Genomic DNA, 15,803 nt, shown 5'->3' with positions numbered 1-15,803 from the left:
ATAGAATGGATTTCATATTAACTTGCGTTTTGTAGTAATACTCGTTTTAACTGCTTACGGAAACGAATACCTAACGTAACCGCTACAATCACAATAACTCCAAAAATAATTTTACCGATATGACCTTCTAGCACTCCAAAGATATCATGTAAGTTTCCACCTAACCAGTAACCACCGATTAAGAAGAATGATACCCAAAATAGAGCGCCTGAATAAATTGTAATGGCAAAACGACGGAATGGTAAATTAATAATTCCTGCAAAGTATCCTGTGAAATGACGTACACCAGGAATAAAGAAACCAATAAAAATTAGGAAGTACCCATACTTATCAAACCACATTCTCGTTAAGTCAATTTTTCTTTGTGTTAAAAATACGTATTTCCCATACTTTTGAATGAAAGGCATACCTAATTTATTTCCTAAAAAGTATTGAATCGTCATTCCTACACTTGTCCCAATAAAGGATAGAATAATTAAAATCGGTAAACTTAAATCACCCTTATGTGCTAAAAATCCCGCATATGCTAATGTTGGCTCTCCCGGAAACGGAAGTGCAATATATTCTAACAGCAAGCCGACAAGTACAACATAATACCCGTATTGCTGAAATAATTCATGAATCCATTCCATGTCATCTCTCCTTTCAATCCCGTACAACTTCTTACTATTATTGTATAAAAAAATTGTCGAAATAACTATCACAATAGCTTACATTTTTATTACATTTTTGTAAGGGTCACACTAATGATTTTCGTTCTTTATTAAATAATAAAAATTATTTTCCAAGTCGAAATAGCGAAAAGACGCATTAATAACATGCAGATTTTATCCATTTTTTAGCACTAAAAAAGCTCTCTTATTTTGTTCTCAATAAAAAACCATCACAAACTCATGCTAACTTCATATTAGCTTCATATACGTATTGTAAGATTATATCGGAATTTGTTGAAAAATTTAACCAATATATGACTAAGCATTAATTTGAATAAATATAAGTCGTTTTTCGAAATTGAAAAAAGGGTGAATACGAAATGGAAGCATATAAAATGCACGATTTTATTAATACAAATGTTGAATCTCATCAAAATGAAACCGTTTTTAATTTACAAATATGTGAAACAAGTGAATTTGACGTAAGTTTAACAAAATCTACAACACTATCTTTTATCGTTTCAAAAAAGAATATTAAAATTGTCACGAAAAAATGGATTAATTCAAATCAAGAAAGCATGATTGGCAAAAGCTACATCATTCCAACAAAAGCTTTTCACTATTTCTTACCAATCATTTCTGAAAATGAAGATGAGCTAAATATTCAAGTTCAAAGTTTTGGCCTACGTGGTGAGCTTTTATTAAATGAAAGATTACTTATTGATAACAACAAACACAACAGCAAAATCACTACATTCTTTGAAACATTAGATGAAAATGTAAATAAAGCATTACGAGGATTACAACTTCATTGTATGTAAGACTATTACGATAGTAAAAGGAGAATAACAATGAAAAAATTATTATTAAGCGCACTATTATCATTAGGATTTTTAACTCTTCCATTCGCTAGTGCAGAGGCAGCTACAACGAAAGATCAATTAATCGTAGACACTCAGTTAAATAAAATGGATTATTATCAGGATGGAAAATTTATAAAAAGTTTTACTGTCGCTACTGGAAAAGCTGCAACACCTACACCTAAAGGCACTTTTCAAATCGTAAATAAAATTAAAAACCGCCCTTATTATACAGGAAAAATTAAAGGCGGCGATCCACGTAATCCACTTGGTGACCGTTGGCTCGGATTAAATATGGCAGGAACTTACGGAACAACTTATGCGATTCACGGAACTAACAATAATCAAGCAATCGGCAAATGGACAACACTTGGTTGTATTCGTATGTATAACAATGATATACACTGGTTATTTGAGCGCGTTCAGCAGCAAGCTACTGTCACTGTAAAATAGCCTAAAAACAAGATTTATGTGTAGCCAAGAATTTTATGTCTTGGCTTATTTTATTTATTCATTTACAGTAGCAAAACAACTGTATTTACATATATAATAGGAATAGATTTGATTAGCTAATATCTAAACATTGATAAACGTAGATATTAAAATTATACAGTTATAATATTTTATAAATTTTATAATACATACTATAATAGAACTACTGTAATTCTGAATTATTCAGTAACACTAAACTATTCCCCTTGCTACCTTCATGATTATTTTATAGCGGGGGCTTATTATATGTATAAACAATCTGAGTCACTCGAAAAATGATGAATTCGAATATTGCAGTAAAAAGCGTTATTTAGGAGGTGTTACTATGACGCATATACTGGTGATTGAAGACAACCCAGATATACAAGAACTGATTCGTGAATTTCTAATGGCACAAAACTTTACCGTTGATGTAGTTGGTGCCGGAACAGAAGGTATTCTTCTTTTCCAAAAAAATTCATACGATCTTGTCCTCCTCGATGTAATGTTACCAGATATAGATGGCTATAGTATTTGTAAAATTATGCGAGGACAATCTGATGTACCAATCATTATGTTAACAGGCTTACATAATGAAGAAAGTGAAATTAAAGGATTTGAGTTAGGTATTGATGACTATATTACGAAACCGTTCCATTACACTGTATTTATTAAGCGTGTAGAGGCTGTATTAAGAAGGGCAGCAACGAAGGAAGCAGAAGCTGCAACTATACTACAATTCCATGAATTGATGTTAAACTCTACAGCATATGCAGCTTATGTTCATGGTAATCAAATTGAATTGACAACAAAAGAATTTGAAATTATTTATACTTTACTGCAAAATCGAGGAAAAGTATTATCAAGAAGTGATTTGTTGAATAAGGTATGGGGCTATGAACATTATGGTGATGTAAGAGTTATAGATACACATATTAAAAACTTAAGAAAAAAATTAGGAATTCCTTATATTAAAACGGTGAAAGGCATTGGCTACAAAATCGAATCGTAGCAAAGACAACATCACCAAAAATATTTTCATCAAAACCTTATTATTTTGTATTCTTTTATCACTTTGTCTTTATCAAATTATTTACTTTCTAGCTTCAAACTACGATAAAGAACGTTTTGCGAAAGAAAATGGAACGCCGACTACAGAACAGGCCGATTCAGATAAGCAAAACGACGGAAGTAAAACGAAGCAAAATAAAGCTGTGTCAAAGGGGAGTATTTCTAATTTCCAATCTTCTATTATAGATTATAAATCTCTTTCTACAGCTATCAATCACCTTTTGCAGCCTAGCCAAACTGCAAAGGCAAAAGAACATACACAAAATCTTTCGGGGAAAAATAGCACTTCTAATCCGCCTACAGAAGCAGAAAAGAAAGCCGCTAATAATGATGCCTTACATACACAAAATGCAGCAAGTAAAACAAATGATACAAATGATAATCCAAAGTTAGCAGATGCGTTGCAGCAATTAGCTCCACATATTGGCGCGACAATGCTTGCATTATCACTACTCGGATCATTAATTTATACAAAACTAATTGCCAAACCTTTTCAATATATGAGTGATGCTTTAAAAGATATTATGAATCTTGATTTCTCCGATAAAAAGCTACTTAACAAAAATGCAGATCAAACAGATTTTAATTTGCAAGTAGCTGCTTCACAAGTACCAAATATTGTGAAGAATTTACATGCAAGCAATCAAGATTTAAGAAACGAGCTCAAGAAGGAACAACAATTAGAACAATCTCGTAAAGAATTTATGTCTATGGTGTCCCATGAATTAAAAACACCAATCGCAGCCGTCATGGGACAACTAGATGGCATGATTCACGGAATTGGAGCTTATAAAGATAGAGATAAGTATTTGAAACGTTCCTACGAGATGATGCAAGACATTAACATATTAACGGAAAAAATGTCGGAATTATCCAAAATACAAAACCCTCAATTTAAACCGAATTTAGAAGTCATTTCTTTATCTAATATTATTGAGGATGTTATGAAGAAAGTAGATTACTTTGTATCTGTAAAACAATTAAATGTACAATCTAATATTAAACACGACGTACAAATTTTAGCTGATCCTAAATTTATTCAAACTGCTATTTTTAACATTATTTCAAATGCAATTCATTATACAATTGACCATCAGCACGTATATATAAAGCTTTATGAAAAACCAAATGGTTACGCATTAGAAGTATTAAATACAGGTTCACAAATTGATGAAGATAAACTTGCTCATTTATTTGAGCCTTTCTATCGCGCAAACCCTGATAAACACGGGTTAGTACAAGGTAGTGGTCTTGGATTATATATCGTGAAACAAATATTAGATAAACATCAGTTTCCTTACGGGATACAAAACACAGCTCAAGGTGTAAAATGCTCCATTGTATTCCCAAAAGCAATGTAACATTCACTATAATTACATACCCCAAACTCATACTTCATGTGTGAGTGGCGGAATTTTGTAGAGTGTCTTACTCTGTTTCGTTCGCCCGTTATCCTTATTTGGATAGCGGGCGTTTTTTTATTACTTAAAAGGAGGATTTTTTTATGGAAAAGTTTAAATATTCATTGCTCGTTTTATTCGGTGCTTGCAGCTACGGCATACTTTCAACTATTTTCAAACTCGGATTCATAAATGGATTTTCAGCACATCAACTACTAGGGGGACAATATGTCTTCGGATGGATTGGACTATTTCTACTCGTTCTTTTCTTTTCACGTCATAAAGTAACAAAAAAACAATTTTTTTCATTACTAACCGTCGGAACAACAATGAGTATGACTGGGATTTTTTATGCTATTTCTGTAGAAGAACTACCCGCATCTATCGCTGTCGTCCTACTCTTTCAGTTCACTTGGATTGGTGTCATTATCGAAGCCATTGCAAATCGAACATTTCCAAGCCACGATAAGATCATATCTATCCTTATTTTATTTGCTGGTACATTGTTTGCAGGTGGTGTATTTGAAGGCCTCGGACAAAGTTTTTCTACGAAAGGGATTATCTTTGGGCTATTAGCTGCGGTCTCTTTTTCATTCTATGTTTTTGCAAGCGGGCGCGTCGCTACGGATGTTCCGCCTTATACGAAAAGCTTTCTTATGACAACAAGTGCTACTCTTATCGTATGCCTATTCTTTCCGCCAACCTTTTTAACAGACGGTGCTTTGCAAGCTGGCCTATGGAAATATGCTTTCTTCCTCGGCTTGTTCGGTGTTGTCGTACCTGTCATTTGTTTTTCAATCGGTGTACCAAAGGTTGGAACAGGGCTTGGTACGATATTAGGTGCAGCTGAATTACCAACTGCTATTATTGCTTCTATTACACTTGTACATGAAGTCGTAACGTTCATGCAGTGGATTGGAATTATTTTTATATTGGTTGGAATCTTCACTCCTCAGCTGCTTACGGCTAGGAAAGAAAGGAAACAAAATCGCGTGCATAGCGCTTGAAAAAATACAGAATTTATATAAAAGATATAACTGCAATTAAAATAAGTAAATTTATCTGGAGGTATAAATGACTATTTTAAGCATCGTATTTTTTGCTATTATGTGTATCTTCTTCCTAATAAGATATATGAAAGAAAAGAAATTTTACGATTTACTTCTCGTTCCCGTTTGTATATATGCAGGAGCAGTGAAAACTCCTTTCGTAGAGTACTTAAACTTTAATACTACATTTAAAATAACGTATGATATTGCAGCTATTATTCTTGTAATCCTTGCTGTACTTTTCTTTTTGAAAGATAAGAAAGAGAATCATACTGCATAACAAAAGACCTTTCATTTACTTGAAAGGTCTTTTTCTCTATCTCATTTTACCGCTCCATACAGCTTCTCTATCTCATGCTCAATTTGTTTTACATCGATTCGCTCAAATAATGGCTGCACGCTATCAATTCTACTTGGCAACGTATTTTGCGGTTCCCAATTTCGGTTCACAATCGACAATGTGTTTCGAACTCTTTCACTTGAAAATGGTAAAAATGGTTCAAGGAGATGGGCAAAATTAGCGATAAGATATACACAGTTATAAATCGTTTCTTCACATGAAACTGGATCATCTTCTCTTTGTTTCCAAGGCTGCTTTTCATCAAAATATTTATTTGCAAAACGTACTGTATCAAATATTGTTTCTAGCGCCACCTTAAATTTAGTTTGCTCAATCGCCTCTCCTACACGCTTATATAATCCTTCTACTTTATCTTTCAGCTCTACCTCAATACTTCCCTTCGGCACGATACCACCATAATATTTTTCGATAAACTTTAATGTCCGGTTCACAAAGTTCCCGTATGCACCTAATAATTCACTATTATGACTGTAAATAAATTCCCGCCATGAAAAATCAGTATCGCGATTTTCTGGTGCGTTGACGGTTAAAAAGTAACGAATAGAATCTGGATCATAGCGTTCTAATATGTCAGGCACCCATACTGCCCAGTTTTTACTTGTAGATAATTTTCTTTTTTCAACTGTTAAATATTCATTCGAAACGATATGACGCGGGATTGCTTCCTCCCCTATTCCAAGTAATACCGCTGGCCAAATGACGGAATGAAACGGAATATTATCCTTTCCGTGCACATAATATGTTTTCGCTTCGCTATCCCAAAACTCTTGATCATCTTTCCCTGTTTCTTCAGCCCAATGTTTACTCGCTGAATAATAGCCTGTCACTGCTTCAATCCATACGTAAATTTTCTTATCTTCATACCCTTCTACTGGAATTGGTACCCCAATTGGCAAATCACGTGATACGGCCCTATCTAGTAATCCTTCCTTTACATATCTCTCTGTTAGTTGAATCGCATTGTCGCGCCATGTCCCTGTTTGTTTGGCAATTTCTACAGTCCTTTTAATTTGCTGCTGAAATGTATGCAATGCAAAATAGAAATGCTCTGTTTCCTCTACAGATGGCGTACTACCACATAACTTACATTTCTTTTCTAACAAATCGAGAGGATCTAAAATAGCAGAACAAGCATCGCATTGATCTCCTCTTGCTGCTTCATGGCAATGTGGACATATTCCTTCTACATAACGATCCGGTAAAAACTGCGTACACGTTTCACAATACGCTTGTTCCACTGTTTTTTTATAAATATGTCCTTCTTCTAATAAACGTAAAAAAACATTTTGAACCGTTTCATGATGGTGCTCACTATCTGTACGTGTATAGCAATCATAAGTAAAACCAAGGCTACGAAAACATCGTTCAAACTCTTCATGATACTTATCAGCAATTTCTTTCGCTGTCACACCTTCTTGTTTTGCTCTAATTGCAATCGGTGTTCCATTACAATCACTCCCTGAAACATACAGCACATTCTCACCTTTTGCCCTGTAATAACGCGCTAAAATATCTCCAGGTAACAAACTCGCAATATGGCCAAGGTGTAACGAACCATTTGCATACGGCCAAGCGCCTCCAATAAAAATACTCATCTTACATTCCTCCTTTTAAATATAAAAAGCCCCGCCCTTATCTTAAAAAAGATAAGGGCGGGGCTGTATAAACAGTCGCGGTACCACCTTATTTCGCCAATTACTCACATAATTAGCCTTAACAAGTACGGAGCTATATGCTCTTATACTGTGGTTTTGATAACGAGTACCAACTCTCGTCGCCGCCTACTATTATCATTTGATAAGTTCAGGACGAAGCTCAAAGGCCATTGTTCAAATGAATATTCTTGCTTCTTCTCAGCTACCGAAGCTCTCTGGAAAGAATGTGTTCATCCTACTTTTCCTTTTCAACGCTTTTACGTATAACAAGTATTGTACGACTTAATCACAGAAAAATCAAACTTTTATCCAGAACGAAAAGGAAATCCCATCCTCCCGCCGAATACCTATACGTTCACAAAAGGAGTGATAACATTGAACCAACAACAACTAAGCACTATAAATGAAAAAAGCTGGAATACAGCTGCTTATGAAGCTTGGACGAATCGCCACGGGGCACCAGCTGATTATGCGAAAAAAATCATGAAAGATCCCACTCGCGAAGTAGCACATTATTTACCTTACATACAATCTCCAAAAGGAAAATGTATTATTAATTTACTCGGCTCAAAAGGAAATAAAGCTGTCGCACTCGCTCTTTTAGGAGCTGACGTAACAGTTGTTGATATTTCAGCAAGTAATGCAAAATATGCAAATGAACTTGTGGAAGCCGCAGGCGTCTCTATTCATTACATCGTTTCTGATGTACTAGATGTAAATCTCTCCAAATCATTTGATATCGTATTACTGGAACTTGGTGTACTTCATTACTTTCTAGATTTAAAACCACTTTTTACAACAATCTCTCAACTACTAAAGCCCGGTGGAATACTTATCCTTCGCGATTACCATCCAATATACACAAAGCTATTAGGAGTAGACCATCCATCATTTCGAGCAAGTGGAAATTATTTTGATGAAGAATTGATTGAAGATGATGTTGCTTATAGTATCCTTCTTACAGAAGCACAGAAAGAATCGTTACCTAAAACAACCATCCGTCGCTGGACGTTAGGAGAAATTATTACAACGCTCGCGGAAGAACATTTTAAAATTGAAAAACTAGTTGAAGAACACGGACCTCACCAAAGATGGATCTTCCCTTCTACTGCACCGGAAGGAATCGAAGAACGTATCCCTGGTCTATATACAATAATTGCGACAGCATGCAAAAAAGGATCCCTTCACGGATAGGATCCTTTTTGCATGCTCACGCATATAAGTTGAGGTTGGAGATTACCATAATTCTGTAGAATAGGACACAAGATATTTCAACATTTCGTCTCTGACTTACGTCGTCAAAAAGGGGTATGACCAACATAACGAAGAGTAATGTTTTTAGTTGATACTGATAATCGTTATCAACTAATTAGAAGTATACATGATGTCATTTCAAATTTCAATAGCATTTCTAATATTTATTTATGAATTTTATGATATGCAAATGTATACATTTTAAGAACTTTTTCTAATACCAATCTGACTCCTTCCATTATCTGCTATAATTTTCATTGAACAGATTAATAACTTCATAATAATGTTTTTATTAATTTCGTTTAAATATCAATAAATCATAATAAACAGTTTAAATGAGGGTAGGGGTAACGATGAAATATGTTAGTATTCGAAAAAAACTACTGTTCACACTCTTAAGCATTTCTTCTTTATTTAGCATTGCTCTTATAGTTATTCTTTCATTCGCCATGAATCAAGCAAGTGAAATCGAAACGTTAAAAAATGATGTATCAAAAAGAGCGACGATTTTAAAAGAACGTGGCGATTGGTTCCAAGCACAAGTTGCTGGTTTACAAGAATATTTACTATCACATGATCAAAAAGGATTAGATAAGTTCAACCGAGAAGGGAAAAAATTAGCTGATACTAGAGAGAAAGTAACAAGTGACAAGAAGCTCCCAGAAGGAATGAAAGAAGCTATTTTAATGGGGGGAAAATGGCGTAGCGTCATAGATAATGAGGTACTACCTCTTGCTCGTGAAGGAAAATGGGACGAAGCATCCAAAATTGCTTTAGCACAAACAGATTATGTAAATGATCTTTTAGATCGTTTTAATAAATATACAAATGAAGAGAATGAGAAACGTGACGCATTAATTGCTGACGTCGAGTCTTCTTCATCACTTATTCAATATATTATTTTCTTCTCACTCATTACATGTACATTAACGTCTATTTTATTAGCATGGTGGTTCTCTGGTAAACTCGTTAAACCAATTCGACAAATTGATGAGAAGTTAAAAGAATTAGCTTCTCAAGATGGAGATTTAACGGCTAGATTACACGTAACAAGTAAAGATGAAATAGGTGACATTGCAAATTCCTTTAATCAAATGCTCACTAACTTACAGCATATAATAAAACAAGTTCAACAAACATCAACAAGTGTAAAAGAAGCTTCCGAAAATGTATTTATCGAAACGACTGCTTCTATGGAAAATACCGCAAGGACCCAAGAAACTATGAATGCTCTTGAACACAATATTCGTTCACAAGTTTCTAGCATTGAAGAAAGTTCAACTGCAATGGATGACATGGCAACAAGTGTTCAGCGTATCGCTGAGTCCGCCTCTTCTGTTACTAGTTTAGCTGTCACAACTTCAGAAAAAGCAGATGATGGGAATAAAGTCATTGAGAAATCTATTACACAAATGCACACAATTAACGAAGCTGTTAACGCTACATCACAAGTAGTTGAGCGACTCATTACACATACAAATCATATCGATACTGCACTTCAATCTATTTCGAATATCGCCGAGCAAACAAATTTACTCGCTTTAAATGCTTCTATTGAAGCAGCTCGTGCTGGTGAACATGGAAAAGGATTCGCTGTTGTTGCTGATGAGGTTCGAAAACTTGCTGAACAATCTCAACTAGCCGCAACTGACATTAACCATTTACTGCATCAAATTCAAGCCGATACTAAAATAGCAAATGACATGATGACACAAGGTCAAGCAGAAGCTTCTGAAGGAATTACTGTTATTCGTACTGCCGGATCTTCATTCTCAGAAATTGTTAACCACATTAACAAAGTCTCTACGCAAATGCAAGAAATGTCTGCAACTGCTGAAGAGATGGCTGCAAGCTCTGAAGAAATGAACGCAGCTTTAAATAATATCGCCTCTATTTCAAATGAAGTTGCTGCAGAAACATTACAAACAGCACATTCAGCTGGTGATCAAGTAAACAAAATGAGTATCGTGGCTAACAAATCATCTGAAATGAAAACAATCGTACAAGAACTTGAAGTTCTCGTCTCTCATTTCAAAACAAACGCTTAAAGTGAACCTTTCGCTTGTAATGACACAAGCCCAAAGGTATAGGAAAGAAAATTTTACAGTCTCTCTTTTTTCAATTTAAAATATCTCTTTCTATCTCTCATTCCGTCTGCTATAATTCCTAAAGGAAATAAGAAAGCTTTATTCCAACTGGAGTAAAGCTTTCTTTCAATTTTTTACATTTATTAATTCTAATACTAAGATTTCACAAAGGAGGCTTTTAATTATATGAATTTTGTAAGTATCAGAAAAAAACTTATGTTCATGATGGGAACGATTTGCGCTTTATTTGGCATCGCCTTAGCTTTTATTTTATTTTTTGCTATTGACCAATCTCGTAAAGCTGAAACATTACAAAAAGAAATTTCTCCACTGGCAACAGAATTGAAAGAACGTGGAGACGCTTATCAAGTACAGCTATCTGCTTTAAGGGGTTATTTACTACAACATGATCAAGTCGAATTAGACAAGTTTAATGAGATGAGTAAACGTCTTGAGGATTCAAAAGATAAACTTCTTTCTAATCCAAATCTTCCTTCGTCCGTAAAAAGTACAATGGAATTAGGGTCTACTTGGAGAAAGTTCGTTGAAGAAAAAGTATTCACTCTTGCAAAAGAACAAAAATGGGAAGAAGCTTTACAAGTAGCTTCTTCAGAAAACGGAACGGTCTATAAAGTAATTGGTGACTTCACAAATTACAGTAATGAACAAGCTAAATTACGTGAACAATCTATTGAACAAATTGATCAATCTTCACTAGGAATTGAATATGCAGTCTTTCTATCACTTGTTATTTGTATTGTCGTTGCAATTATTCTTGCATGGTGGTTCTCTGGTAAACTTGTGAAACCAATTCAACAAATTGATACAAAACTAAAAGAATTAGCCTCTCAAGAAGGTGACTTAACGGCACGTCTACAAGTAAATAGCAACGATGAAATCGGTGCTATCGCAACATCATTTAATAAAATGTTAGAAAACCTACAACATATCATTAATCGCGTTCAAAAAACATCAGTGGAAGTACAAACCGCTTCTGAAAATATGCTAGAAAAAACGAATACATCACGTGAGGCGACATTAAGAGTCCAAAGCTCGATGTCCAACTTAAATGCAAGTATTCAATCACAAACTTCTAGTATGGAAGAAAGTTCAACTGCAATGGATGATATGGCAGTAAGTGTTCAGCGCATCGCTGAATCTGCTTCATCTGTAGCGGAACTTGCTGTTGCCACATCTGAACATGCTAGCGATGGAAGTACGGTTATCCAAAAATCTGTTTCACAAATGACAACAATACACGAAGCTGTAAATGCTACGTCAGAAGTGGTTGAACGTCTAATCACTCATACGAAATATATTGATACTGCTGTACAATCTATTTCTAATATTGCTGAGCAAACAAACTTACTTGCTTTAAATGCTTCTATTGAGGCTGCTCGTGCTGGCGAGCAAGGAAAAGGATTTGCTGTCGTAGCTGACGAAGTTCGAAAACTTGCTGAACAATCTAAAACAGCTGCAACAGACATTAATCAATTACTACATCAAATTCAAAATGATACAGAAACTGCTAGCTCTATGATGTCTCAAGGCCGTTCTGAAGCATTTGAAGGTATCAATGTTATTCGTGAAGCTGGTACTTCTTTCACAACAATTGTGGAACAAGTAAATAAAGTATCTACTCAAATGCAAGATATATCAGCAACTGCTGAAGAAATGGCTGCAAGTGCTGAAGAAATGAATGCTTCACTTAATAACATCGCTTCTATCTCTACTGAAGTATCCAGCGAAACTGCCGCAACGGCACAATCTGCTGAACAGAAAGTTATTGTTATGAATGAAATGACAGTAACTGCTAGAAAAATGAAACAAACAGTTGAAGAGTTAGATCAGCTCGTATCTCATTTTAAAACAGAATAGATGTTCAAAAAATATCCCTCTTGCGAAGAGGGATATTTTTTTGAGCTCATTTCCTGCACATTATGCTCATTTCCGTTATAATGAGAATCGATATCATTAAAGTGTAGGAGGGGCTGCTTATGTCACAAGAAGCATTTGAAAATAAATTACTTGCCAATTTAGAAGCTGTTATTGACCCTGAACTAGGTGTTGATATCGTTAATCTTGGATTAGTTTATGATGTTACAGCAGATGAAAATAATAATGCTGTCATTACGATGACTATGACTTCTATCGGTTGTCCAATGGCTGGGCAAATCGTATCAGACGTTAAAAAAGTATTATCAACAAACGTACCTGAAGTTAATGAAATAGAAGTAAATGTCGTTTGGAATCCACCGTGGTCGAAAGAACGTATGTCACGTATGGCGAAAATCGCATTAGGTATTCGCGACTAAATAAAGTGGAAATTTCATCATTTGCGGATAGCGGGATAAAGAAAAGACCTGACTAGGATGTCAGGTCTTTTCTCTTATTATTTTACACCTACTGCATCATAAGCTTTCGTTACAGCTTGTACAGCTTTAGAGTTTTTACCGTATAAATCTTCAGCTGACTGAAGTGCCGCTTGACGCATCATTTTGAAGTCAGAGTTTGCAGTTAAATATTTCGTAAGAGCACGGTAGTAAATTTTTTCTGTCGCTTCACGGCCCACTCCAGTTACTTTCACGCCGTAATGATCCCCGCCTTCAGATACTAAGTATGCAGCTTTATTGTTAATACTGCTGTTAATATGAACGCCGCCATTATCAGCTGTTCCAGTGTAACGTTTACTATAGTGATCTGGGTAACCTTCACTTGGTTTTAATGGGTTTGGAATAGACGCTGGGTCTTTAAGAGAGCGAAGCGCATCACCAGGTTTATCAGGTGTATAAATATCAGCACCTAAATCCCAGCTCTTCTTCTCAACCATAACACCCATAATATCAGATAACGATTCATTTAACGCCCCTGACTCATTTTTGTAAACAAGGTTTGCTGTATGTTCAGTTACAGCATGCGTTAATTCGTGACCGATAACATCAAGTCCAGCAGATAATGGAATGAAAGTTTTTCCATCTCCATCACCATACATCATTTGCACACCATTCCAAGCTGCGTTATTCCAAGCTGCACCTACGTGAACAGTTGAAATAAGCTTCGCACCTTTATCATCGAAAGAGTTACGATTAAATGTCTTTTTGTAGTAATCATATACTTTCCCTGCATTTACATGCGCATCAACTGCAGCTTTATCTTCGAAGAACTTAGATTTACTTTCAACTTCTTCTCCTGTATATCCAAGCCATTGTGAGAATAAATTAAACCAGTTCTCGTCCATATTTTCTGCATCAAATGTATGAATGCCTTGTCCTCGTTTACCATCAAACAAGTTGAATTGTCCTGTTTTCGTATCTTGAGCAATTTCAAATGATTGTCTAGCACCTAATACTCCGTAACCAAATCCAGTAATGTTATCTACAGCGTTATATTTCTCAATAACATTTCCATTCGTTGCATCAACAAAATAATGCCAATATCCTGGAGCTGGTTTTGAAATCGATGCCTTAACTAAGTATGCAAGGTAGTAATTACCGTCCTTTTCATATACAAACAAATCTTTTTTCACACCGTCATAACTCTTTACTTTACCAATTTCTTTCTCAATATCTGCCTTTGCAATCGTTTCTGCTTGTTCCGCAGTAATGCTTGCAGCTGCAGGAATATTTTTATCATCTAAATTCGGAATAACTTGTCCGAAGAATGCTTTTACATTATTCTCTTTATCAAGTGTAACAGTTTGATCAGAACCGTACACAGGAATGTTATTATGTTTCTCAACTAGCTTCACATGTGTCGTATCAGATTCAGCGTCTTTTTCTTCTCCAACGATATTAAAATGCTTTTCAATATTTCCTGCTAATTTAAACATATCTTTCTTACTCTCTAAGTATTGAAAGACTGTCTCTTTTTTATCTAGTCCTTCCGGTGCTTTCCATTCTTCACCTATGTATGCAGGTGTTTTAAATTCTTGATGATATTGAATTTTTTGTTCTTCCGCTTTCGTTGTCGTTGCCCCAAACGCTCCAAATCCCCCGGCGATAACAGTTAACGCTAATGCTGATGAAATGACTTGCTTTTTCACTATAACATTCCCCATTCCCATAAAGATTTTTGACACTTTTATACAATTCTTATTTTCCCAGCCGATACCTCTACCGAAAATTTGAGAAACATTTTTCAGACAATTCTAATCAAAAAAAGAGGACATCTATCGGATGTCCTCTTTTCTATAAACCTTTTATTGTTTTTTCAATTCAATTGCTAAATAATGAGATTGCTCTTTTGCTTCAATATGAATATCTTCTTCTACCGCTTCTGCTGCATCACGCATAACAAACGTTTCACCATTTATTACACTGCTTCCTTCAATTTGTACAAGGTACAATTGACGGCCTTCTTTCACTGGAAAATGAATTTCTTTTCCAGCCTCTAATGATAAAGAATATAAATTCGCATCTTGGTGAATTTGAATTGGTGCATTTCCTTCTACTGAAGATACCATATGGAACCATTCATCTTCACGCTTGCTCCAATCAAATTTAAACTCACCATAGTTTGGTTTATGATCTGCGCGGTCTGGTAAAATCCAAATTTGTAATAAACGCAGCGTTTCATCGCCTAAATTATGCTCGCTATGAAATACACCCGTGCCAGCACTCATATATTGAACATGTCCACGCTCAATCGTTCCGCGATTTCCCATGCTGTCTTCATGTGTTAAAGCACCATCTACAACGTAAGAAATAATCTCCATATCACGGTGCGGATGCATATCAAAACCCGTTTGCGCCGCTACTAGATCATCATTAATAACACGTAACGCTCCGAAGTTCATTTTATTTGGATTGTAGTAATTGGCAAAAGAAAAATGAAAATGTGTATTTAACCAACCATGATTTGCTCTGCCCATATTTTTATGATCAACTTTTCTAAACATATCCTTCACCTCATACTATCTCGAATTCGAGATTTATTTTAAAAT

Annotated in this window: 14 protein-coding genes and 1 other annotated feature; of the genes, 10 read left to right on the top strand and 4 right to left on the bottom strand. The window is 35.2% G+C overall.

From position 1 onward, the window contains the following. Positions 1–17: 17 nt before the first annotated feature. Positions 18–632, bottom strand: coding sequence for a DedA family protein (locus D1166_RS09690; protein WP_000454754.1), 615 nt, complete (start codon positions 630–632; stop codon positions 18–20). 401 nt (positions 633–1,033) lie between these two features. On the opposite strand from D1166_RS09690, the gene D1166_RS09685 reads away from it, so the two are divergent. The 6 genes from D1166_RS09685 (at position 1,034) to D1166_RS09660 (ending at position 5,784) form a co-directional block, all read left to right on the top strand. Further along, positions 1,034–1,474 (top strand): DUF3978 family protein, encoded by a 441-nt coding sequence (locus D1166_RS09685; protein WP_000388768.1) that lies wholly within the window; start codon positions 1,034–1,036, stop codon positions 1,472–1,474. A gap of 30 nt (positions 1,475–1,504) precedes the next feature. Further along, positions 1,505–1,966 carry a L,D-transpeptidase gene (locus D1166_RS09680; RefSeq protein ID WP_000735058.1) on the top strand — a complete coding sequence of 154 codons (462 nt, stop codon included), beginning with the start codon at positions 1,505–1,507 and terminating at the stop codon, positions 1,964–1,966. 364 nt (positions 1,967–2,330) lie between these two features. Further along, positions 2,331–2,996, top strand: coding sequence for a response regulator transcription factor (locus tag D1166_RS09675; protein WP_000148833.1), 666 nt, complete (start codon positions 2,331–2,333; stop codon positions 2,994–2,996). Further along, on the top strand, positions 2,974–4,416 hold the full coding sequence (locus tag D1166_RS09670) for a sensor histidine kinase (protein WP_000201959.1): 1,443 nt from the start codon (positions 2,974–2,976) through the stop codon (positions 4,414–4,416). The genes D1166_RS09675 and D1166_RS09670 overlap by 23 nt, the downstream gene beginning before the upstream one ends. 143 nt (positions 4,417–4,559) lie before the next feature. Beyond that, positions 4,560–5,462, top strand: coding sequence for an EamA family transporter (locus tag D1166_RS09665; RefSeq protein ID WP_098283599.1), 903 nt, complete (start codon positions 4,560–4,562; stop codon positions 5,460–5,462). A 67-nt stretch (positions 5,463–5,529) separates the two neighbouring features. Next, on the top strand, positions 5,530–5,784 hold the full coding sequence (locus D1166_RS09660) for a hypothetical protein (RefSeq protein WP_000154132.1): 255 nt from the start codon (positions 5,530–5,532) through the stop codon (positions 5,782–5,784). Positions 5,785–5,825: 41 nt separating this feature from the next. On the opposite strand, the gene metG is transcribed toward D1166_RS09660, so the two are convergent. Then, complete coding sequence (gene metG, locus D1166_RS09655; RefSeq protein ID WP_098283598.1) at positions 5,826–7,460, bottom strand: methionine--tRNA ligase; 1,635 nt, start codon at positions 7,458–7,460, stop codon at positions 5,826–5,828. A gap of 50 nt (positions 7,461–7,510) precedes the next feature. Further along, positions 7,511–7,781, bottom strand: a binding site (T-box leader). A 114-nt stretch (positions 7,782–7,895) separates the two neighbouring features. On the opposite strand from metG, the gene D1166_RS09650 reads away from it, so the two are divergent. From D1166_RS09650 to D1166_RS09635, 4 genes are all read left to right on the top strand, one after another. Beyond that, positions 7,896–8,714 (top strand): class I SAM-dependent methyltransferase, encoded by an 819-nt coding sequence (locus D1166_RS09650; protein WP_098283597.1) that lies wholly within the window; start codon positions 7,896–7,898, stop codon positions 8,712–8,714. Positions 8,715–9,127: 413 nt separating this feature from the next. Next, positions 9,128–10,822, top strand: coding sequence for a methyl-accepting chemotaxis protein (locus tag D1166_RS09645; protein ID WP_048568699.1), 1,695 nt, complete (start codon positions 9,128–9,130; stop codon positions 10,820–10,822). A gap of 225 nt (positions 10,823–11,047) precedes the next feature. Next, entirely contained in the window at positions 11,048–12,739 is a 1,692-nt protein-coding gene (locus D1166_RS09640; protein ID WP_001012195.1) for a methyl-accepting chemotaxis protein, read from the top strand. A 119-nt stretch (positions 12,740–12,858) separates the two neighbouring features. Continuing rightward, complete coding sequence (locus tag D1166_RS09635) at positions 12,859–13,176, top strand: metal-sulfur cluster assembly factor (protein ID WP_000076422.1); 318 nt, start codon at positions 12,859–12,861, stop codon at positions 13,174–13,176. Between the two features lie 77 nt (positions 13,177–13,253). On the opposite strand, the gene D1166_RS09630 is transcribed toward D1166_RS09635, so the two are convergent. Both D1166_RS09630 and D1166_RS09625 read right to left on the bottom strand, forming a co-directional pair. Continuing rightward, entirely contained in the window at positions 13,254–14,903 is a 1,650-nt protein-coding gene (locus D1166_RS09630) for a M4 family metallopeptidase (RefSeq protein WP_133300462.1), read from the bottom strand. A gap of 156 nt (positions 14,904–15,059) precedes the next feature. Beyond that, entirely contained in the window at positions 15,060–15,758 is a 699-nt protein-coding gene (locus tag D1166_RS09625; RefSeq protein ID WP_071739825.1) for a pirin family protein, read from the bottom strand. Between the last annotated feature and the right edge of the window lie 45 nt (positions 15,759–15,803).

This window comes from Bacillus sp. ISO11 (assembly GCF_003458115.1).
Lineage (GTDB): Bacteria > Bacillota > Bacilli > Bacillales > Bacillaceae_G > Bacillus_A > Bacillus_A cereus.
The sequence above is the reverse complement of the archived record's forward strand: the minus strand, read 5'-3'. Positions and strand labels throughout refer to the sequence as shown.

Coding starts and splice junctions, on each gene's coding strand:
- D1166_RS09690 (WP_000454754.1), bottom strand. CDS start 632: ATGGAATGGATTCATGAATTATTTCAGCAATACGGGTATTATGTTGTA.
- D1166_RS09685 (WP_000388768.1), top strand. CDS start 1,034: ATGGAAGCATATAAAATGCACGATTTTATTAATACAAATGTTGAATCT.
- D1166_RS09680 (WP_000735058.1), top strand. CDS start 1,505: ATGAAAAAATTATTATTAAGCGCACTATTATCATTAGGATTTTTAACT.
- D1166_RS09675 (WP_000148833.1), top strand. CDS start 2,331: ATGACGCATATACTGGTGATTGAAGACAACCCAGATATACAAGAACTG.
- D1166_RS09665 (WP_098283599.1), top strand. CDS start 4,560: ATGGAAAAGTTTAAATATTCATTGCTCGTTTTATTCGGTGCTTGCAGC.
- D1166_RS09660 (WP_000154132.1), top strand. CDS start 5,530: ATGACTATTTTAAGCATCGTATTTTTTGCTATTATGTGTATCTTCTTC.
- metG (WP_098283598.1), bottom strand. CDS start 7,460: ATGAGTATTTTTATTGGAGGCGCTTGGCCGTATGCAAATGGTTCGTTA.
- D1166_RS09645 (WP_048568699.1), top strand. CDS start 9,128: ATGAAATATGTTAGTATTCGAAAAAAACTACTGTTCACACTCTTAAGC.
- D1166_RS09640 (WP_001012195.1), top strand. CDS start 11,048: ATGAATTTTGTAAGTATCAGAAAAAAACTTATGTTCATGATGGGAACG.
- D1166_RS09635 (WP_000076422.1), top strand. CDS start 12,859: ATGTCACAAGAAGCATTTGAAAATAAATTACTTGCCAATTTAGAAGCT.
- D1166_RS09625 (WP_071739825.1), bottom strand. CDS start 15,758: ATGTTTAGAAAAGTTGATCATAAAAATATGGGCAGAGCAAATCATGGT.